The sequence below is a fragment of the Pseudoalteromonas sp. XI10 genome (genome assembly GCF_001469895.1).
Classification (GTDB): Bacteria; Pseudomonadota; Gammaproteobacteria; order Enterobacterales; family Alteromonadaceae; genus Pseudoalteromonas.
The window spans coordinates 42,880-63,603 of sequence record NZ_LOPY01000039.1; the positions used below are offsets into that span (position 1 = coordinate 42,880).

The window sequence follows — 20,724 nt, forward strand, 5'->3', positions numbered from 1 at the left end:
AATGTGACCCGTAAAGACAGGAATAACATGAAAAAAATCGACATAGACGACGAGTTATATCAATACATTGCAAGCAACACGCAAAGTATTGGTGAAAGTGCATCAACCATTTTGCGTCGTTTATTAAACCTCTCTGATGGCGCCAATGCCCCAGTTGAAACAACTACTAAAACTGAACAAGAAACCCCAGTTGTTGAAGTACAAGAACAAGCAGAACAAGAATCAAGCCCTGAACCAAGCGACGAAAATGTTGAAGAGGCTACACAAACTGTCACAGCATCGACACAAGTGAAAGGTAATGTGTTTAATGTATTAAACAAAGAAGAGCTGGCAATGCAAAAAGGTGTTGTTGGTCGATTCTTATTTATACTAGCTGCTTTATATAGAACGCATAAAAAAGATTTTGTTAACGTGCTTGAAATTAAAGGCCGTGACCGTGTTTATTTTGCCACTAGCAAAGAAGCACTACTGGAAAGCGGTAGCAGCATGAATCCAAAAAATATCACTGATACTGAGTATTGGGTGATGACAAATTCAAATACAACCAGAAAAAAAATGATGCTTCACGAAGTTGCACTGTGCTTAGGTTACAGCGCGGATGAAGCAGAAAAAATTCGTGATTACTTATAATCCATAAGGAAATAATATGGCGATTCATCCAGATGCAGGTAAACCTGCACCGCAATCAAGCTTAGTGAATGTACCAAAACTGATCTCGGCTTATTACTTAAATGAACCTGACCTAGAACAAAACCCAGAGCATTGTGTTGCTTTTGGTACGTCTGGCCATCGTGGTTGTTCGTTCGATGTAAAATTTAATGAATCGCATATTTTAGCGATCACTCAAGCAATTTGTGATTACCGTAAAGAAAACAATATTTTTGGCCCACTTTTCTTAGGTAAAGATACACATGCATTGAGTGAAGCGGCTTTTAACTCTGCTATTGAAGTACTTGTTGCAAACGAAGTGCAAGTCATTGCACAAGAAAATGACGATTACACGCCAACGCCGGTAATCAGTCATGCTGTTGTTTGTCATAACAAAGAAAACCCAAATGAACTTGCTGATGGTATTGTGGTAACGCCTTCACATAATCCGCCAGAAGACGGTGGTTTTAAATATAACCCGCCAAATGGTGGCCCTGCAGATACTGATGTTACTAAGTGGATTGAAGACAGAGCGAATCAATTACTTTTAGAAGACTTAGTTGAAGTAGAGTTATTTCCATATGCTAAAGCATCACGTTCTGGTTTTATAAAGTACCAAGACTTAATTACCCCGTATGTTGATGACTTAGTTAATATCGTTAATCTAAAAGCAATTAGCGATGCGAAAATCAAAATTGGTGTGGATCCACTTGGTGGCTCTGGTATCAACTTTTGGCCAGTTATTGCAGAAAAATATAATTTAGACTTAACGGTCGTAAATGAGTCTGTTGACCCAACATTTTCGTTCATGCCTTTAGATAAAGACGGCAAAATCCGTATGGATTGTTCATCACCTTATGCAATGACAAACCTTATTGCATTAAAAGATGACTATGATATCGGTATTGGTAACGACCCTGATTATGATCGCCATGGTATTGTTACGCCTGACGGCTTAATGAATCCAAATCACTTTTTAGCAGTTGCAATTGACTACTTATTAAATAACCGCGAATGGTCAAAAGAGGTCGCAATTGGTAAAACGCTGGTATCAAGCGGCATGATTGATAAAGTGGTTGCACGTAATAACCGCGAAGTAAAAGAAGTACCGGTAGGCTTTAAATGGTTTGTTGATGGCTTAAGCAAAGGTACCCTTGCTTTTGGTGGTGAAGAAAGTGCAGGGGCGTCATTCTTACGCTTTGATGGTACAGTTTGGAACACTGATAAAGATGGTTTCATCTTAGGTCTACTTGCTGCAGAGATTTTAGCCGTAACGGGTAAAACACCTTCACAGCTTTATAAAGAACTTGAACAAGAGTTCGGTGCGCCTATTTATAAACGTATTGATGCGCCAGCTAGTGCAGAACAGAAATCACGTTTAAAAGCGTTATCAGCTGATGATGTAACTGCAAGTACCTTAGCGGGTGATGCCATTACGCAAAAACTAACCCATGCCCCTGGTAATAACGCTGCTATCGGCGGTTTAAAAGTTGTTACTGAAAACGGTTGGTTTGCTGCACGTCCATCGGGCACTGAAGATATTTATAAAATTTACCTTGAATCATTCAAAGGTGAAGAACATCTAGCATTATTAGAAAAAGAAGCGAAAAAGCTGGTTGATTCAGTAATTAGCTAATTCCTTTTTTACCTATTAAAACGGCTGAGATTCTCAGCCGTTTTTGTATTCTACTCTCACGCATTTTTAGGATAGAACAATGAGCTATTCAACTCCTTCATATCTCGAAGAATTAAAAAGTACCGGCGACTTTTTAACCCTGACTCGTAACAATGAATTTTCACTAGAACCTTGTGCATTTACCCTTGCAAATGGCACTGATGTCACAGTTCACGACACGGGTATCATTGAGTTTCAACCTGCACAGCAAACAAACAAAGATATTGTTCTTTCAAGTGCGGTACATGGTAACGAAACTGCGCCAATTGAAATTTGCGATCAATTAATCAAGTCAATCATTACAGAACAACTTACCTTGAAGCAGCGTGTACTGTTTATTTATGGTAATCCTAAATCTATTAATATCGGTAAGCGTTTTGTAGATGAAAACTTAAACCGTTTGTTTAATGGTAATCATACTGTAGAAGGCATTGCTTCTAACCCAGAGCGAGTTCGTGCAAAACTGCTTGAAGACGTGGTTACTGATTTCTTTGCTAGAGGCAACCAGGGTAGTGAGCGTTTTCATTATGATCTTCATACTGCAATTCGTGGCTCTAAAAATGAAAAGTTCGCAGTGTATCCTTTCTTACATGGGAAACCGTGGAAAAAATCACAACTGCAATTTTTACTTAGCTGTGGCGTAAACACGGTACTAATGATGAAATCAGCGGCAACTACCTTCAGTTACTACTCGTCGTTTGTACATGGAGCTGACTCATTTACGGTAGAACTTGGCCAAGTAAAACCATTTGGCGAAAATGACATGTCGCGATTTGAGAAAACCAAACAAACCTTAACTGCATTAATTAGTCAAGAATCTATTGAATATAAAGAATTCAATGCAGAGGATTTCGAGTTGTTTTCAGTATATAGAACAATAAACCGTACTTGCGAAGACTTTAGTTTTCCATTTGCTGATGATGTAGAAAATTTCACCGGTTTCGCAAAGGGTGAATTAATGGCAACTGATGGTCAGACCAGATATGAAGCGGAAGTAGACGGTGAAGCTATTATCTTCCCAAACGCTGATGTAGCCTTAGGTCAGCGCGCTTTGCTTACCGTTATTCCAATGCAAGTTGATAGCAACTTTATTTAAAATCTCTGCATTAACACCCATCTAAATTTAGTTAACTATATGACTCTAAAGAACTTATCTTGTTGTATAGTTAACTTTCCATGCGTTTTTAGCCATTTGTCATCTATTCGTCTATGATTAGTTGAATAACAACTTACGTTAACGTAAAGTGACGGCAGTTTAATTTAATTAGATTGAATATTGCGCAAACTTTATCCTTACAGCTCATGCTGATAAAAATATAATTAAGGGCAGTAGCGTAGGTTTCTGACAACGAAAGAAGGTAGGTTATGAGTAATCCAAATAACGTATCGCTAAACATTAATCATGAACTGTCATTTATTGATGGTCACGCATTAACGATCCCTACATTAAGTATTCTTAATGAGGAAGGCGACATCTACGAAGGTGCAACCGCACCTGATATCGACAAAGCAACGGCAATCCGTCTATATGAAACAATGCGTTTTATTAGAGCACTTGATGAGCGTATGCAAGCAGCACAGCGTCAAGGCCGTGTTAGCTTTTATATGCAATGTCTAGGTGAAGAAGCGGCTGTAACAGCATCAGCTGCAGCGCTTGATCAAAACGATATGATCATGGCCCAATACCGTGAGCAAGCAGCTTTACGTTATCGTGGTTTTAGCCTTGACCAATTCATGAATCAAATGTTCTCAAATGAAAAAGATTTGGGTAAAGGTCGCCAAATGCCAATTCACTATGGCTCACGCGAACTTAACTACATGACTATTTCATCACCGCTTGGTACACAAATTCCGCAAGCAACAGGTTATGCATACGGTCAAAAAGTTCGTCATATTGATGCCCAAACCGGTGAGTTAAACAGCACGATTGATAACATCACTATTTGTTACTTTGGTGAAGGCGCTGCATCTGAAGGTGATTTCCATGCAGGTTTAAATATGGCCGCAGTTCACGAAGCACCGGTTATTTTCTTTGCTCGTAACAATGGTTATGCGATTTCTACACCTGCGGATGAACAGTTTAAAGGTGATGGTATTGCATCACGTGGTGTTGGTTACGGCATTAAAACAATCCGTGTTGACGGTGCTGATGCACTTGCTGTTTATGCTGCAACGAAAAAAGCCCGTGAAATTGCGACTACCAAAGGTGAACCTGTTTTAATTGAATCGATTGCCTATCGTTTAGGCGCTCACTCAACCAGTGACGACCCAAGCGGTTACCGCACAAAAGATGAAGAAGCAAAACATAAAGGGTGTCCAATCGAGCGTTTCCGTAAGTGGCTATTAAAGCAAGGTTGGTTAGACGAAGCGCAAGACGCGAAAGACAAAGAAACAATTCGTGAAGAAATCTTAGCGGCCCTTAAACGCGCTGAAAAAGTTGAAAAGCCAGCATTAGAAGAGCTTATTTCTGATGTTTATGATAAGCCAATCCCATCACTGCAAAAACAATATGAAGAACTAAAAGAGCACATTTTGCAGCATCCTGATGCTTATCCAACAACTGCAGGGAGATTAAAGTAATGGCTAAAATGAACATGCTTCATGCAATTAACTCTGCCCTTGATATCACCATGGCAGAGCATCCAAATGCATGTATTTTTGGTGAAGACGTTGGTTATTTTGGTGGTGTATTCCGTGCTACATCTGGCTTACAAGAAAAATATGGTAAGCATCGTGTGTTCAATACACCGTTAACTGAACAAGGTATTTTAGGTTTTGCTAATGGTTTAGCGGCGTTTGGTGCGCCTGCATTAGCTGAAATTCAGTTTGCAGATTATATTTTCCCTGCATTTGACCAAATCGTGAATGAATCAGCTAAGTTCCGTTACCGTAGTGGTAATGAATTTAATGTTGGCAATCTAACAATCCGTACACCATACGGTGGTGGTATTGCAGGTGGTTTATATCACTCACAATCACCAGAAGCTTATTTTGCTCACACACCTGGTTTGAAGTTGGTGGTACCACGTAACCCATATCAAGCAAAAGGTTTGCTTCGTGCATCGATTAAAGATGATAACCCTGTTATTTTCTTTGAGCCGAAACGTTTGTACCGTGCATCAACAGGTGAAGTTCCAGAAGAAGATTACAGCATCGAGCTCGGTAAAGCTGAAATCGTGCAAGAAGGCACTGATGTCACTGTACTTGCTTGGGGTGCACAGATGGAAATCATCGAAGACGCCGCTAAAAAAGCTGCAGAGCAAGGTATTAGCTGTGAAGTGATCGACTTACGTACCATTTTACCATGGGATGTTGAGACAATTGCTAAATCAGTGACCAAAACAGGCCGTTTAGTGGTAAGCCACGAGGCACCAATCACTAATGGTTTTGGTGCAGAAATCGTTGCAACAATTCAACAAGAGTGTTTCTTACACCTTGAATCGCCAATTGCTCGCGTGTGTGGCTTAGATACACCATACCCATTAGCACTTGAAAAAGAATATGTGCCGGATGCACTTAAAGTGCTTGCTGCGATTAAGCAATCAGTAGAGTTTTAGGAGTCAGTATGTCTAAAGATTTTATCTTGCCAGATATCGGCGAAGGCATCGTAGAGTGTGAAATTGTTGAATGGTTAGTTGCAGAAGGCGATTCTGTAAAAGAAGACCAGCCTATTTGTGATGTTATGACCGACAAGGCTCTTGTGCAAATTCCTGCTGTTCATGATGGTGTGATCATTAAGCTTTATTATGCAAAAGGGGATATTGCGAAAGTACATGCACCATTATTTGCAATGGATGTTGATGGCGAAGTACCAACACAAAGCGAAGAAGCGCAAGCTCCTGCTACTCCAACTGAAGCATCATCTGAGGCTGGTGAGCACTTAGAAGATTTCATTTTACCAGATATCGGTGAAGGTATCGTTGAGTGTGAAATCGTTGAGTGGTTAGTGAGTGAAGGCGATGAAATCGTTGAAGACCAAGCTGTGTGTGATGTAATGACAGACAAAGCATTGGTGCAAATTCCGGCTAAGTACACAGGTAAAGTTGAAAAGCTTTATTATCAAAAAGGTGATATTGCAGCGGTTCACAGCCCATTATTCCAAATGAGCATTGCAGGCCAAAGTGCAGAGCCAGATGTAAGTTCTGCGGTAGTTAAAGCACAAACAAATGCAGCAACTAAACCTTCGCAGAAGCCTGCGACTTCGGCAAACTCTAGCAAACAACTTAATAAGAAAGCTGTTGCTTCACCAGCTGTTCGTCGTAAAGCCCGCGAACTTGATGTTGATTTAACGCAAGTACCAGGGTCTGGTAAAAATGGCCGTATTTACAAACAAGATATCGAAGATTTCTTGAATGAAACACCAAGCCAAGTAGCATCACAACAAGCTGCGCCAAAAGCGGCAGAGCCTGTATCAACTGTGGCGTCTTCTGGTGGTAGTCGCGTAGAGCCTATTAAAGGCATTAAAGCGGCAATGGCTAAGCAAATGGTTGCTTCAGTTTCGACAATTCCTCACTTTACTTTCTGTGATGAAATTGACCTAACTAAACTGATTGCAATGCGCAGTGAGCTTAAAGAGCAGTATAAGCAACAGGGCGTTAAGCTCACTATGATGCCATTCTTTATCAAAGCACTGTCGTTAGCGATTAAGCAATTCCCAGTACTAAACTCGCAAGTAAATGATGATTGCAGTGAGCTAACTTACTTTGATGATCATAACATCGGTATGGCGGTTGATTCTAAGATTGGTTTACTTGTACCAAACATTAAATCATGCCAGTCAAAGAGTATCGTAGATGTTGCAAACGAAGTGACCCGCTTAACTGAAGCAGCACGTGATGGTCGTGTTTCACCGGATGACTTGAAAGGCGGCACTATTAGCATTTCTAACATCGGTGCGATCGGTGGCACAATTGCAACCCCGATCATCAATAAGCCTGAGGTAGCGATTGTTGCTTTAGGTAAACTGCAGCATTTACCTCGCTTTGATGCACAAGGCAATGTTGTTTCAGCTGCTATTATGCAAGTAAGCTGGTCTGGAGACCACCGAGTGATTGATGGCGGAACAATTGCACGCTTCAATAACTTATGGAAGTCTTACTTAGAAGATCCTGCAAAAATGATCATGGCGATGAGCTAGCATTAGTAAGCATTAAAAAACCAGCTTCGGTTTGGGCTGATACTTTATTAGGGATCTGAATACTCAGATCCCTTTTTTATTTCAACGTGAAATCAAATGCTTAGCCATCAAGATATGTCGAAAATAACATTCGAGAGCAGGTGTATCCTCATTAAAAACAATAGGTTAGTAGGTCTACTGTAATTAATGGTGTGAGGTGTAGTACCAATTGTCTGCGTATTTTATTATTTGAGTTACATCTTCTTCATCTAAATCCGCATAGCTCCTTGGGTCGCCGCCGTCAGGGACATATAAAAAACCAGAATAGTTGTCCAATATCCCTCTAAAGGTGTAGAAGAAAACGTATTTCGAACCGTCGATATCTTGAACCACAATCTCATTTCCGCCCATTGATATTTTTGAATACTCAGAGCCTAGTGCTATTAACGATGAATTATGTTGTACATTAGAGACAAGCTCGCCAGAGTAAACCCTTGCGACGACTTCTTGACGTTGAGATTCATATAAGTGGAAATCTGCATTTATCCAGAGCTTCGTAAACGGAACAAACTCTAGTACAGCAAGGGCAACCAATTGGACTGCTAAGGGAATTGTTGCCAACCACCTAATTTCTTTGAACTTAAAAAGACATGAAATGCTAAAACCGAGTCCCGTTAAAAAGACAATAAATACCACAAGCATCAACGGCATCATCAAGAAAGGAGTTATCCAATCAATGATTGACCATTGAAATGCCATTATTAATATAGCGAATGCCGACACCCCGACAGCTAGCTTAGCTCTGTTCTCTATTCCTTTAATCATTGACTTCCTTATTGTAAGTTTTTAATTTTGCTCGCGACTGTAAAGTCTAGAATATCTTCTATTGTATATTTCTTATCTGTAATGCCAAGCTTTTGAGCTGGTGTTGTTGCTTCCTGATACAGTCCTTTGTTTTTAAGTGACTTTTCGTCGGTCAATACGTAGTTGTTGTAGACCCTCAATATCTCAATAATCATAACCGCCCATTTAGGGTTGTATGAAGCGTAGCCATTCCATCGTTTACTGTTTGTGGCTGATGTTATTGGTCGCTCGAACATATTGATTCGGCGGCGTATCATTTGAAAGTAGTTATCAACTCCATATGTAGATACATCTAACAAATTCTCAGATAGCGTTTGGCTAACAGATATAGCGCCATGAAAGCCTACTAATGGTTTTACTTGAACAGAATGTCTAGATTTAGGAAATGGATGAACTAACCACTCTGATTTAGCCGATCCTGATTCAATAGTACGTTTGTGCATCTCGGCAGCCCAATATTGTTGCGATATTTGAGCTAGTTTTTCTCTATCAACTTTGGCCCTCTTTATGTCGCTCATAGTAATCCCATGCTTAAGAAGGACTTGTTCTGACCAGGCACGCTTGTCTTGCATTTGGCTGGCATTGTTCCTTTCTGCTTTTACAAGCACAGGGTAGAGTTTGCTGGCCGCAATCTGTTCTTTCATCACTAACCCAATACCAAGTTCAAAGCCTTCGTCGGCATCTGCGAATAAACGACTGTAACGCGCCTCATTTACGTACTGTTTCATCACTTCAAGTTGTGCCATGAGAGAATAAGTTTGTTGCACTAGTAAATTTTTATTTGGTGCTTTCAGAGGCTGGGTATCATCAACGTCATCAGTTTCGACTTCTTGATTGGATAGAACGTACTGACCATACCTTCTCTTGTGTTCAGGCTTCTTAAGATCACTACATCTGCTAATGTCTCTTTTAATTACTTCCCAGTCTGAGGTGGTGTCGAAGTTAACTGTACTAGCAAATACAAATCGAGTTTTATTGTCTACCGTTGAAGTATTTACCAGTTTCGTAGGGCGACTGTCCTTCTTATCACTCCAGTTAGACAGGTAGTGCTGCCTGTCCATACTAACTTCTAGGGTTTTGCCTTTTAAAGCCTGAATGTTGTTCTGTATGTGCCAACGGTCAAACTCAACACACTGGTTAAAGAAAAACTCGATACGGTGGTAAATTAAAGTGATAGGCACATCCAAAATTTCTTCCATTCTGTTGACGATACCTTTGTTAATAAGCATTCTGAACAATATTCCATTGATATCAGCTCTCTTTTGACCATACTCAGCGTTCAACGGTACGTTGAAAGGATTGTGACAGGCATTGCATTCAATCCTTTGGGCTTCTCGATACTTCAATGACTCTACTGTTGACGGTACTGTGCCTCTTAAGGTGTAACGCTTAGGCTTATCTAACCAATTTACCACCGCATTTCGACATGGCCTAGTTCGTCGTCGTGATGTTTCAAGTTTCTTATCAGGGCAACAAATCTCTTTATTGGAAAATATTTGCTTTTGCCTATTTGACTCTTCAACGAAAGCTTTGTTGTTTATCAGTTTTGTACTTGTGCCGCAGATGATGCAAGTTAACACGCGACCTATCTTTGTTTTAGTAAACCTATAATCATTACCTAACCCTCGCATTATAGAGCCATCAGCTTTGCGTTTGGGATTAAGTGCGGCTACACCATAGTTTCGGCAGTTTGGGTTCTTACAGTAGTTAAGCTGAATAGCTTTACCAGTGATAGGATCTTTGTAGGCTCTTGGGATTGGAAAGGCTGTAGGCTCGACACGTTCATTTTGATGCGGTGTCTTCGCAAGTGGTTTGTCACTCGAATAATGAAACTTCAGGTACAGCTCCGCTGTAATAAAGGCATCTATTGCGGCACCGTGTGATTTTCTTTCAGTAATGTCTATACCATAACGTATGCAAGCATTATCTAATTTGACCCATTTCCCATAGTTTTCCCTATTGGCAAAATCCCTCATCAAGCAAGATACGTCGTAATCTCTATTGAAGACAATATCTAGTCCACATCGATCAATTTCTGATTGCAGGAAATCAACATCAAATTCTGAATTGTAAAAGGAAAGTCGTGCACCATCTATGAACTCTAGAAATTCTTCAGCTATTTGGCAGAACGTTGGCTTATCAAGCAAAAATGAATCTTCAATTTGGTGTACCGCGTGGGCTTCCGACGTACTCTTCTTACCTTCAGGGTTTAAGAAGTAGTGGAAGATGCTGCCTGTGATATCGCCATCAATTATTTCTACGGCAGCAAGGTTAACAATGCGATGCTTGCCCTTGCGTGGAGACAAGCCAGTTGTCTCTGTATCTATTATTACTACTCTGTCCATTGATCCCCCTAGCGATCAATTCTAGTAATAATTAGAAAAATTTCAATTAACTACTTAAGCTATTGAATATATAGAAAATACATCTGCTCGCGAATGTTTTTTTTGCGTAAGTTTTAATGTTAACCCTATGATTTTATGTACATAAATAAAAAGGGATCTACATATGTAGATCCCTAATAAAGTATCAGCCCAGCTTCGGCTGGTTTTTTTGATTGTAAATATTGTAATTGCTATTTACCGTAAAAATACAACCCATAACCGAGTAACAGCGCAGGCATTGTTGAATACACCGTCGCGATTAAGGCCGCTTTTGGCGCTAATGCGATAGCTGGGAATAGGGCATCGCCGTCATTTGAAATTGCATTGGCTGCCATCGCACTAAATGGAATAATACCTTGAATATAGAGTGTCATTACGACGATTTGTGGCCCGCAGCCAGGTAATAAGCCAATAGCCACAGCCACCAGCGGTGCAAGATAAGCATACTCAGAAAACCAGGCTGTTAAATCTACACCGACTAGGTTAACGAGAATTTCAAACAGCATAAAACTGGCAACAACCCAGGCAGTAACAAAGTGCGTGTCCATTAACACTTTCGTGAGTTTTGAGGGAGGTGAGCAAGGCGCTTCTTCACTGGTTAATTGCTTATAACTGCTGCCTTTAGAAGACAGAGACCACACAACCACAGTGAATAGCGCCATGATCGAGCCAAACAGGGTGACGCCAGTATTAACGCTTTGACTAAATTCGCTAAGGTCAGAATTGGTAGCAATAACAAAAGCAATAATCAAGCTTGGTACTAGGGTAAACTTCCAAATAGGGCGGCTAAATTTCAAAGCTCTTGGTTGGCATTGTGGCTGCTCGGTATATTCACTTGCTTCGTCAGGTTGAAATTTATCTGGGCTATGAAATGTATTAACTATCTGACCGCTAATAATACCTACAGCAACACCGATTAACATCATTAATAAACCATCAAGCGGGCGGGTTGCTAACAGTAAAAAGGCGGCATCGCCCATAGTTGCGGTTAAGACAGCAACAACAGAGCCAAAGCTAGCCTGCTTTTTAGTAAATTGGGTTACCACAATAATAGCACCCCCACAGCCAGGCAAAGCACCTAAAATAGACGCAAAGCTCACCTCTAGAATGCCTGATTTAGCACGTAAATAGCTAAGCTGTAATTGAGGAAGACGATCAATAAGGTAGTAATAGATTAATAAGGTGGCTGCAACAAATACAGATACTTGAAAAAAAGCATCACTCAGCGCTTGTAGGGTGAATTCTCGGCTTGCAGGTACCACTAAAGAAATCAGTAATAAAAGGGGTAAAATTAAGCGTTTATTGTCCGTAATGTAACACCTCGCTTTATTAGGAATAAACCTCGTTTGTGTTAGTGAGAGCATACAGTGCAACCTAAAAATTAATCAGGTTACACTGTATTACGATTTTAAATGAAAATCAATCTCATTTGTGTCTATTTGCGTTGGAACTCAGAAGTGGCATTCCAGCTCGGCCATTCTTTTCGTTCTGAGATATCAAAACCTACTTGATAGAATAACTGAAGGTCCTGAACGGCACCTGATAAATCCCATTCATCACGGTAACGGTCGCAAGGCTGATGATAACAACCACGAAGCACTAGGCTCATACGCTTACGGTAATTTGCCGTTTCTTCGTCAAGGGCTTCACTACCACCACCGGCATACATTGCTGGTACACCCATGTTTGCAAATGCAAAGTGATCAGAGCGGTAGTAACCACCCGAAGACGGTTTAGGATCACCAGATACTGTACGGCCTTGTGCTTTAGCAGCTGTTTCTAGCAGGTTATCCATTTCTGATTTGCCAATACCAACAACACTGATGTCTTTCACTTTACCTAATAGGTTTAAGCTATCCATATTGATGTTAGCAACCGTTTGTGATGCTGGGATCACTGGATTTGCAGCATAATATTTCGAGCCAAGTAAACCTTGTTCTTCAGCAGTAACGGCTAAGAAAGTCATTGAACGGCTAGGGTGCTCAGGTAAGGTCGCGAATGCTTCAGCAACTTCGATTAAACCAGCAGTGCCCGTTGCATTATCGTGGGCGCCATTATAGATTTGGTCGCCTTTGCGGGTTTTATCTGTACCAAGGTGATCCCAGTGAGCTGAATAAATGATGTGCTCGTCTGGCTTTTCGCTACCTGGTAACGTTGCGATAAAGTTATACGAAATTGACTTTTTGATTGTGTTATTTACTTCAACACTTGCAGTTAGGTCGCCCATATCAACATGGTAAGCGCCTTTTGCCGCATTCGCTTTCATGGTATCGAAATCTAAGCCTGCTTTTGTGAAAAGCTCTTTAGCAACATCAGTTGTTACCCAGCCTTCAACAGCAACACGGTCCATGTTGTTATTTTCTTTTTGGAAACCAAATTGCTCACCGCTCCAAGAGTTTTCAACAACTGACCATGGGTAAGAAGCCGGTGCTGTTTCGTGAATGATAATCGCACCTGCTGCACCTTGACGGCTTGCTTCTTCATATTTGTATGTCCAACGACCATAATAGGTCATGGCATCGCCGGTGAATAAATCAGGGTTTTTCGTCGCAAAACCAGGATCGTTTACCAGCATAACAACTGTTTTGCCTTTAACATCTAGGCCTTCGTAGTCGTTCCAGTTGTATTCTGGTGCATTAACACCGTAGCCAACGAATACTAATTCAGAATCTTTAATGCTTTGCTTAGCACTAATACGGCTGCTACCCATTACCATATCTTTTTTGTATTGGTAATCTTTGCCGCCAATGGTAAGTACCATGTCTGAATCTGCTTCTAGTGAAACAAGCGGTACTTCTTGTAAGAAGCTATCACCGTTACCCGGCTCAAAACCCAATGCTTTAAATTGGTCGGTTAAATAGGCAAGCGTTAGCTCTTCACCTTTAGATGATGGTGCACGGCCACCGAACTCATCAGAGGCAAGCACTTTAATATGCTCTGCTAGTTGCTCTGAATTAATGCTTTGATAGGCTTTTTCGACATCACTTGATGTGATACTTGTTGAAGCACAGCCCGCAAGAATGGCACTTGCAAGGACTGTCATTGGAAAATAGCGTTTCATAATAGCTCTTTTTTTGTTTTATGGTGGCATTAGTATATGAGGTTCTATTAATGAGAACCAGTTTTTACGGTAAACTACCCACAATACATCAAGAAGTTAAAAAATAAGCAATGAAACGATTTACTGCTCCCGAGCAATGGTCAACACAATACCTCACAACGGGTGCTTTTAGTGACCTAGCGACGCTATTTAATTTAGATAAACTGTCAGATTGGCCATCTTGCCAGTGGTTTAATCAATATCTAAATGCGAAAACTACACAGGGCAAAGCCATAACCTTTGTTGAAGATGAAAAGTTTGCTGATGAAACCCGTTATTATGAGCAAATCATATTTGAGACAGGGCAAGTACCAACAAGACAACAAAATTGGCATGACCTTTTTGGTGGCTTTATTTGGTGTTTATTCCCAAAAACCAAAGCGCTGATTAATCATCAGCATATCGAAGAAATTAAACTGCATGGTCTAAAAGAGCGTAGTAAACACCGAAATGCGCTTACTTTATTTGACGAATGCGGTGTGGTGCTGGCAATTACTGAGCAAAGCTGGCAGCAGCAATTACGCGACCACCAATGGCAGCAAGCCTTTGTAGAGCAACGTGAACATTGGGGTAAAAGCATTAGGCCATTTATGTTTGGTCATGCTAACTACGAAATGCTCACTCAGCCGTATATTGGTTTAACGGGTAAAGCAATATTTGTAATTGTTCCTGATGACATATTTTGTAAAGATTTAAGCGAGCAATATGCGTATCTAGATCAACGTCTTTATGAGATGATAAAGCTTGATGATTGTTTGCGTGATAATAAAAACTTATCACCCTTACCCTTGTTAGGCGTACCAGGATGGTGGACTGACAATGAAAATCCAGAATTTTACAGTAACACTGATTACTTTAGACCGAAACGAAGGAAACGCACATGATTGAAGTGGCAGGGCTTAAAAAGAAGTTTAAGCTAACAAAAGATCATAAAAAAAATAAAACGGACAACGTAGACCCCCGTGAAGATAAAGAGTTTTTTCATTCTGTAAGAGACGTCAGCTTTCAATGTAACAAAGGTGAAGTACTCGGTTTACTCGGCCCAAATGGTGCCGGTAAAACAACCACCCTTAGAATGATTTCAACTGCCTTAAAACCAGATGAAGGCAGTATTACCATCTCTGGTCACGATATCGTTAAAAAGCCATTGGTTGGCCGCAAATCAATTGGATTTCTGTCAGGTAGTACCGGCTTATATGGGCGTTTAACAGTTAAAGAAAACGTTGAATACTTTGCCCGTTTGCATGGCATGAGTAAAAAAGCGGTAGCCGCTCGTTGTGATGAACTATTCACCTTACTTGATATGCACAGCTTTATTGATAAACGCGCCGAAAACCTTTCAACAGGTATGAAGCAAAAAGCCAATATTGCTCGCGCTGTTGTTCATCATCCTGATGTGGTTATTCTTGATGAGCCGACAACTGGTTTAGATATTATGACTACGCAAACCGTAATTAACTTTATTCGCGGCCTTAAAGAGCAGGGCACACCAGTTATTTTCTCAACGCACCATTTAGATGAAGTAGCCTTACTTTGTGACCGTGTTGCAGTGATAAACCAAGGTATTAGTTGCTTTGATGGCACCTTAGATGAGTTTAAACAAACAGGTCAAAGTGAAGAATTAAACCAAGCGTTTATGAATATTTTAACGGAGAGCCGTGATGTTTGAAGTATTTAAAAAGGAATTAAAAGAGCTATTACGTGACCGTAAAACATTGATATTCGTTGTTGCACTACCGGTTGCTATCTTCCCACTGTTATTTGCTGTGATGGCATTTATCAGTTCACAAGCGGCGTTAGAGGCAGAACAAGAGGTCCATACTTACGCTATTATCAATGGTAATTACGCGCAAGATTTTACAGATAAGGTGTTTTACCATAAGAGCTTTGCTTTATATAAAGGCGACGAAACCTTTAATACGGTAGACGATCTCACTAAAGCGGTAAAAGCAGGTACCATAGACATGGGTATCTATTTACCGTCAGACGCTAAGCAAACGTTAGATGATGCAAAACAAAGCGAATGGCAAGTTGTGTATAACGACGCAAAAGCAATTAACTTCCTATTTGACCGTGTAAAAGAACTGGCAAAAGAATATGGCGATACGCTGCGTACAAACAAACTATTAAGCTTTGGTGTATCAGAAGAGCAACAAGCTGCCATTATCGAGCCTATTAAAGTTGTGAAGGTCGACACTGCTGATAAACGTGAAAATCTTGGTGAGAAAATTGGTGGGTTTATTCCTTATCTACTTATTCCTCTGGTATTGATGGGCGCAACGTATCCGGCGATTGATTTAGGAGCTGGTGAAAAAGAGCGAGGTACGCTCGAAACCCTTCTACTTACACCAATCACCCGTACACAGCTTGTGTTAGGTAAGTTTGTAACTTTACTTGCTTCTTCTATTGCGACAACCACTATTACCGTACTCAGTATGGGTGTGTGGATATCAGTGGCCATTGCATTTGTAGATTTAGCCGTTGTTAAAAACGCATTTAGCTCTTTAACCGTATTAGATTTAGGCCTGATTTTTGTGTTGTTATTACCTATTGCTGCAATCTTCTCATCATTAGCGTTGGCTATTTCAATTTATGCGCGAACCTTTAAAGAAGCGCAAAACTACATGGCACCACTTAGCATGGGTGTAATTTTTCCAATTATGGTTGCCTTGATGCCGAATGTTGAACTGACGAGCAAAACTGCTTTTATTCCTGTTACAAATGTAGCTTTGGCAATCAAAGAAATTATTAAAGGTACAGTTGATTACACACTCGTGGGTTTAATTTTCTTAGCGACAGTCATTGTGGCAGGTGCATTACTTGCGTTTTGCGTTAAATGGTTCAATAAAGAAGATGTCTTATTTAGATAAGAGATACTGATTTTGCCTAATAATAAAGCACCATTTTGGTGCTTTATTTGTTTCTGAGCTTATCTAAGTGCCTGCTAATCCATATTAATTAATAATTTTTCTGTATACTCCGCTTTTATTACTATTCTCTCCTATACTCTAATGCAGAGTAGAAAAGAAGGCTTTCGATTCAATGGATTCTGGACATTCAGCGCATTTCTATCAACGTCATAAATTACCAATACTCGCTTTTTGTATTCTCTTGTTATTGGCTATTTTTGTAACTGTAAAGTATGAATACGACCTTAGAGAGGATGTGTTCAGCCGCACCTATGAACAGATGCAGAGAGAGCTCGATACTAAAGAAAGTGCACTAAAAACAAGTTTAAGAGAGAATATTTCTGCACTTAACTTTTTAGATTCAACGCCGCCAGTGCTTGCAATTATGCGCGCTACCAATGATCAAAATATAGATCCCGTTTTAGGCACGCCTATCTCGGCATGGAAAGACCGTCTAGCAAAAATCTTTACTGGTTTTATGACAACAGATAAAGACTTAGCTCAGGCTCGTTATATTTACATTGCTGATAATGGCAAAGAGGTTGTACGCGTTGATAGTGTGAATAAACAGGTCTTTAGAATTAGTGAGGACAACTTACAACGCAAAGGCCAACGTGATTACATGCAAATTACGGCAAAGCTTGAAAATGGTCAAATCTACTTATCACCAATTAACTACAACCGCGAGAATGGTCGTTTACAACAGCCTTATACCAGCACATACCGGATTGCGAAGCTGGTGAAAGATAACGAAGGTAAGCCCTTTGCTGTTCTTATCCTCAATTATTATGCAGAAGATCTTATTAACAAGCTAACAAGCAAATCATCAGATAAATTTTCTGTTTATCTGTTAAATGCTCAACAACAATTTATCTATCATCCAAAGGAGTCATACCGTTTTAGTTTTGAGTTCGATGATCCACATTATTGGTCAGAGGAATTTAGTGCCGACCTCAAAATTAGTTCAGTTGATTTTTTTGACGTAGTAAACCTGCCTGAAAAACTATATATAGATAAAATTATTGAGTTTAAAAATGGTGTACATATGCAGCCGCTGACACTGGCTGTCTCAATAAATACCGATACATTGCTGAATGAAATACATCAAAAGCGATTAAGGTTTATTGGCATTTTATGCTTAATCATTTTAGTCGTGCTGATGTTATTTATAATTTATCAACGTGACATCAACAGAAAAATTGAGCTGAGCTTCCTAAAAGAAAAGAACAGTAAAATTATTGAAGACTCAACAGATGCCATTATTATGGTTCAGCCAGATGGTGTTATTTGTAATGCCAATGAAACGGCAAAGACGTTTTTTGGTATAACAGAGCAAACCACCCATTTTGATACCTTGTTTAATTATAACGATGAAGATTTTCAAGGGATTGCACAAGCCATTAAAGAAGGGCAGCGGTGCTCGTTTGAGGCGGTTCACATCAGCGAGCAAAGCACACATTATTTCTCGATTACCATGACACCTGTTTTTGATGCAGCAAAACAGCAATATCAAATAGCGGCAATACTACGCAATATTGATTCACTTAAGTGCGCTCAACATCAACTAGAAAAGCTTAATGTGACACTAGAAGAAAAAGTGAAAAGCCGCACAGCCGAGCTCGAAAAGGCCACCGAAGAAGCATTAGCTGCCAGTAAAGCTAAAAGTGAATTTGTTGCTAATATCTCCCATGAAATCCGCACTCCGATGAATGGTGTGCTTGGCATGCTCGAAATGCTTGAAGAAGAGCCATTATCTACTCAGCAAATGCAATACTTACACTACGCAAATACCAGCGCTAACTCATTGATGACACTGATCAATGACATTCTTGATTTTTCAAAGATTGAAGCTGGTAAACTTGATTTAGATAGTCACGAGTTTGATGTTGTTTCAGTGTGCAGTGATTTAATAACATCAATGGCCGTTCAAGGTCAGAAAAAAGGTATTGAAATCCTGTTCGATGCGCATGCTATTACTAATCGTACTGTAATGGGAGATAGCCACCGCTTAAAACAAATTCTCAATAATTTACTCAGTAATGCATTTAAGTTTACTCATAAAGGCCATGTAAGTTTAACGGTTAAGGAGCAGCTGCATACAGATAAGTCGCTTTGCCTAAGCTTTGTTGTCGAAGATACAGGCATTGGTATTTCGAAAGAAAACCAAAGTAAATTGTTTGAAGTGTTTACCCAAGAGGACTCAAGCACAACACGCCATTATGGTGGCAGTGGTTTAGGGCTTTCAATTAGTCGAAAACTCGCTCAATTGATGGGCGGTGATATTATCGTTGAGAGTGAAAAAGGTAAAGGAAGCCGCTTTTGGGCAAGCATCATAGTGTCACTCAGTGGCTCATTAAAAGAGCAGGGTGCGATTACGGCTTTGAATAACAAACACGTTGGTTGTGCAGTTTTATATGATCTGCTTGGTCAGAACATTGAAACCCAATTAGAGAAATCTTGTCAGCCTCAGCCATCGAAAGTTTCTCGATTAAGTGATATACCTGAAAATGTTTTCAATGAGTTAGACTTACTAATCATTGATCATAAACACCCAGAACTAAACAATGTGTTGAGTTTTGCAAATAGATACCCCGACACCTGTATATTAATTTTAGGTGTTATGGCATCACTTAAACAAAAAGAAACATTACCGAGTAATTGTGCCGTTATTGCAAAACCTGTCACTCCAGATGAATTAGCCTATAAACTCGCGGTTTTATTTAATGATAATGACTCTGTTATTGAGCGTAAGAATACAGATACTAAAGAAATTATTGAGCTTGATTTAACATCTCGTTCAGTGCTTATCGTCGACGATAACATGATTAATATTGAGGTGAGCAAAGCGATTTTAAGAGATAGTCATGTCCATATTGAATCAGCCAGCGATGGTCTTGAAGCAATTGAGGTATTGAATAACAGCGAAACTCAATTTGATCTGATCTTAATGGATTGCCAAATGCCAAACTTAAATGGGTATGACTGTACCAAAGCAATCAGGCAGGGCAAAACAGGTGAGAAATACCAAGATGTGGTGATCATCGCTATGACTGCAAGCGCGATGGCTGGGGATAGAGAGAAATGCCTTAGTGTTGGCATGAACGACTATATCACCAAGCCAATTAAACAAGCCACATTGCGTAAAAAGCTCTCAATGTGGCTGAAGACTTAAGCGGCATCACAGTCTTTATTAAATGCAGGTTTAGGCGTTAATGTACTAATATCAGCAGAGTGAATCACTTTTTGTGTTTCACTCCAGTGCAATAACTCAATACGGCCAGAGCTGTTTTCAACTAATGCAGTGCAGCTCTCAATCCAGTCGCCATCATTGCAATACAAAATTCCATCAACCACTTTAACGGCTGGGTGATGAATATGCCCACAAATGATGCCATCGACGGCTTGTTTTTTTGCTTCGTGGATTGCCGCTTTTTCAAATGCGTCAATTGCTTCACGTGCTTTATGAACTCGCGCTTTTATCCAAGAGGCCAATGACCAATAATTACCGCCAAATAAACGGCGAATGCGATTAGTCCAACGATTTAAAAAAAGTAAAAAGTCGTATCCTGCATCGCCCGCAATACTGATTAATTTGTTGTAGCGGGTTGCTGAATCAAAATCGTCGCCATGCAACAGTAAAAACCGTTTGTTGGCTTTTGTGGTATGGATATATTGTTTATGTACTTCAATACCGAATAATGAATCATTGGCATAATGGCGAAAGGTTTCGTCGTGGTTACCCGGTATATAGATCACTCGAGTGCCATCTTTCGCTTTTTGTTGAATAAGCGCTAATACATCATAATGACTGGGGTGCCAAAAGAACTGTCGTTTCATCGACCATAAATCGACAATATCACCGACCAAATACAGAACATCGCATTCAATCGCATTTAAAAAGTCTAGTAAATACTGCGCTTGGCAGTCTTTATAACCTAAGTGAACGTCGGAAATCCAAACGGCAGGATAGTGGGTTTTACTACTGCAAGTGGTGTTATTCATGGCATTTACTCATGGTGTAATAAAGT

The 20,724-nt window shown here is 40.1% G+C and carries 15 protein-coding genes; 10 read left to right on the top strand and 5 right to left on the bottom strand.

The window, feature by feature from the left end; genetic code table 11:
- Positions 1 to 27 precede the first annotated feature (27 nt).
- The 6 genes from seqA (at position 28) to AUR67_RS08705 (ending at position 7,460) form a co-directional block, all read left to right on the top strand.
- Complete coding sequence (gene seqA, locus AUR67_RS08680; protein ID WP_058584960.1) at positions 28 to 630, top strand: replication initiation negative regulator SeqA; 603 nt, start codon at positions 28 to 30, stop codon at positions 628 to 630.
- A gap of 16 nt (positions 631 to 646) precedes the next feature.
- Positions 647 to 2,284, top strand: a complete 1,638-nt coding sequence (pgm, locus tag AUR67_RS08685) for a phosphoglucomutase (alpha-D-glucose-1,6-bisphosphate-dependent) (protein ID WP_058584961.1) — start codon at positions 647 to 649, stop codon at positions 2,282 to 2,284.
- A 79-nt stretch (positions 2,285 to 2,363) separates the two neighbouring features.
- A complete protein-coding gene (gene astE, locus AUR67_RS08690; RefSeq protein WP_058584962.1) occupies positions 2,364 to 3,419 on the top strand; it encodes a succinylglutamate desuccinylase in 1,056 nt (351 codons plus the stop codon).
- A 269-nt stretch (positions 3,420 to 3,688) separates the two neighbouring features.
- Positions 3,689 to 4,903, top strand: coding sequence for a thiamine pyrophosphate-dependent dehydrogenase E1 component subunit alpha (locus AUR67_RS08695; protein WP_058584963.1), 1,215 nt, complete (start codon positions 3,689 to 3,691; stop codon positions 4,901 to 4,903).
- Positions 4,903 to 5,880 (top strand): alpha-ketoacid dehydrogenase subunit beta, encoded by a 978-nt coding sequence (locus AUR67_RS08700; protein WP_058584964.1) that lies wholly within the window; start codon positions 4,903 to 4,905, stop codon positions 5,878 to 5,880. Before AUR67_RS08695 ends, AUR67_RS08700 begins: the two co-directional genes overlap by 1 nt.
- An 8-nt stretch (positions 5,881 to 5,888) precedes the next feature.
- A complete protein-coding gene (locus tag AUR67_RS08705) occupies positions 5,889 to 7,460 on the top strand; it encodes a dihydrolipoyllysine-residue acetyltransferase (protein ID WP_058584965.1) in 1,572 nt (523 codons plus the stop codon).
- Between the two features lie 183 nt (positions 7,461 to 7,643).
- On the opposite strand, the gene AUR67_RS08710 is transcribed toward AUR67_RS08705, so the two are convergent.
- From AUR67_RS08710 to AUR67_RS08725, 4 genes are all read right to left on the bottom strand, one after another.
- Positions 7,644 to 8,264: a hypothetical protein gene (locus AUR67_RS08710; RefSeq protein ID WP_058584966.1), complete on the bottom strand. Its 621-nt coding sequence runs from the start codon at positions 8,262 to 8,264 to the stop codon at positions 7,644 to 7,646.
- An 8-nt stretch (positions 8,265 to 8,272) separates the two neighbouring features.
- Positions 8,273 to 10,648 carry an exonuclease domain-containing protein gene (locus AUR67_RS08715; RefSeq protein WP_058584967.1) on the bottom strand — a complete coding sequence of 792 codons (2,376 nt, stop codon included), beginning with the start codon at positions 10,646 to 10,648 and terminating at the stop codon, positions 8,273 to 8,275.
- A 230-nt stretch (positions 10,649 to 10,878) separates the two neighbouring features.
- Positions 10,879 to 12,051, bottom strand: coding sequence for a putative manganese transporter (locus AUR67_RS08720; protein ID WP_058584968.1), 1,173 nt, complete (start codon positions 12,049 to 12,051; stop codon positions 10,879 to 10,881).
- 71 nt (positions 12,052 to 12,122) lie between these two features.
- Complete coding sequence (locus tag AUR67_RS08725; protein WP_058584969.1) at positions 12,123 to 13,748, bottom strand: M28 family metallopeptidase; 1,626 nt, start codon at positions 13,746 to 13,748, stop codon at positions 12,123 to 12,125.
- A gap of 110 nt (positions 13,749 to 13,858) precedes the next feature.
- Here AUR67_RS08725 and AUR67_RS08730 point away from each other — a divergent pair, with 110 nt between their 5' ends.
- The 4 genes from AUR67_RS08730 (at position 13,859) to AUR67_RS08745 (ending at position 19,868) form a co-directional block, all read left to right on the top strand.
- Positions 13,859 to 14,671, top strand: coding sequence for a DUF3025 domain-containing protein (locus AUR67_RS08730; RefSeq protein ID WP_058584970.1), 813 nt, complete (start codon positions 13,859 to 13,861; stop codon positions 14,669 to 14,671).
- A complete protein-coding gene (locus AUR67_RS08735; RefSeq protein ID WP_054561430.1) occupies positions 14,668 to 15,456 on the top strand; it encodes an ABC transporter ATP-binding protein in 789 nt (262 codons plus the stop codon). Before AUR67_RS08730 ends, AUR67_RS08735 begins: the two co-directional genes overlap by 4 nt.
- Positions 15,449 to 16,657, top strand: coding sequence for an ABC transporter permease (locus tag AUR67_RS08740; protein WP_058584971.1), 1,209 nt, complete (start codon positions 15,449 to 15,451; stop codon positions 16,655 to 16,657). The genes AUR67_RS08735 and AUR67_RS08740 overlap by 8 nt, the downstream gene beginning before the upstream one ends.
- Before the next feature lie 172 nt (positions 16,658 to 16,829).
- Positions 16,830 to 19,868: an ATP-binding protein gene (locus AUR67_RS08745; protein WP_058584972.1), complete on the top strand. Its 3,039-nt coding sequence runs from the start codon at positions 16,830 to 16,832 to the stop codon at positions 19,866 to 19,868.
- Here the strand turns inward: AUR67_RS08745 and AUR67_RS08750 are convergent.
- Positions 19,865 to 20,698, bottom strand: coding sequence for a UDP-2,3-diacylglucosamine diphosphatase (locus AUR67_RS08750; protein WP_058584973.1), 834 nt, complete (start codon positions 20,696 to 20,698; stop codon positions 19,865 to 19,867). The genes AUR67_RS08745 and AUR67_RS08750 overlap by 4 nt on opposite strands.
- Between the last annotated feature and the right edge of the window lie 26 nt (positions 20,699 to 20,724).

What these genes read in the sequence shown, in the direction of transcription:
- AUR67_RS08715 (WP_058584967.1), bottom strand. Translation starts at nt 10,648, where the DNA reads ATGGACAGAGTAGTAATAATAGATACAGAGACAACTGGCTTGTCTCCA.
- pgm (WP_058584961.1), top strand. Translation starts at nt 647, where the DNA reads ATGGCGATTCATCCAGATGCAGGTAAACCTGCACCGCAATCAAGCTTA.
- seqA (WP_058584960.1), top strand. Translation starts at nt 28, where the DNA reads ATGAAAAAAATCGACATAGACGACGAGTTATATCAATACATTGCAAGC.
- AUR67_RS08740 (WP_058584971.1), top strand. Translation starts at nt 15,449, where the DNA reads ATGTTTGAAGTATTTAAAAAGGAATTAAAAGAGCTATTACGTGACCGT.
- AUR67_RS08705 (WP_058584965.1), top strand. Translation starts at nt 5,889, where the DNA reads ATGTCTAAAGATTTTATCTTGCCAGATATCGGCGAAGGCATCGTAGAG.
- astE (WP_058584962.1), top strand. Translation starts at nt 2,364, where the DNA reads ATGAGCTATTCAACTCCTTCATATCTCGAAGAATTAAAAAGTACCGGC.
- AUR67_RS08725 (WP_058584969.1), bottom strand. Translation starts at nt 13,748, where the DNA reads ATGAAACGCTATTTTCCAATGACAGTCCTTGCAAGTGCCATTCTTGCG.
- AUR67_RS08700 (WP_058584964.1), top strand. Translation starts at nt 4,903, where the DNA reads ATGGCTAAAATGAACATGCTTCATGCAATTAACTCTGCCCTTGATATC.
- AUR67_RS08745 (WP_058584972.1), top strand. Translation starts at nt 16,830, where the DNA reads ATGGATTCTGGACATTCAGCGCATTTCTATCAACGTCATAAATTACCA.
- AUR67_RS08730 (WP_058584970.1), top strand. Translation starts at nt 13,859, where the DNA reads ATGAAACGATTTACTGCTCCCGAGCAATGGTCAACACAATACCTCACA.
- AUR67_RS08710 (WP_058584966.1), bottom strand. Translation starts at nt 8,264, where the DNA reads ATGATTAAAGGAATAGAGAACAGAGCTAAGCTAGCTGTCGGGGTGTCG.
- AUR67_RS08720 (WP_058584968.1), bottom strand. Translation starts at nt 12,051, where the DNA reads ATGCTCTCACTAACACAAACGAGGTTTATTCCTAATAAAGCGAGGTGT.
- AUR67_RS08735 (WP_054561430.1), top strand. Translation starts at nt 14,668, where the DNA reads ATGATTGAAGTGGCAGGGCTTAAAAAGAAGTTTAAGCTAACAAAAGAT.
- AUR67_RS08695 (WP_058584963.1), top strand. Translation starts at nt 3,689, where the DNA reads ATGAGTAATCCAAATAACGTATCGCTAAACATTAATCATGAACTGTCA.
- AUR67_RS08750 (WP_058584973.1), bottom strand. Translation starts at nt 20,698, where the DNA reads ATGAATAACACCACTTGCAGTAGTAAAACCCACTATCCTGCCGTTTGG.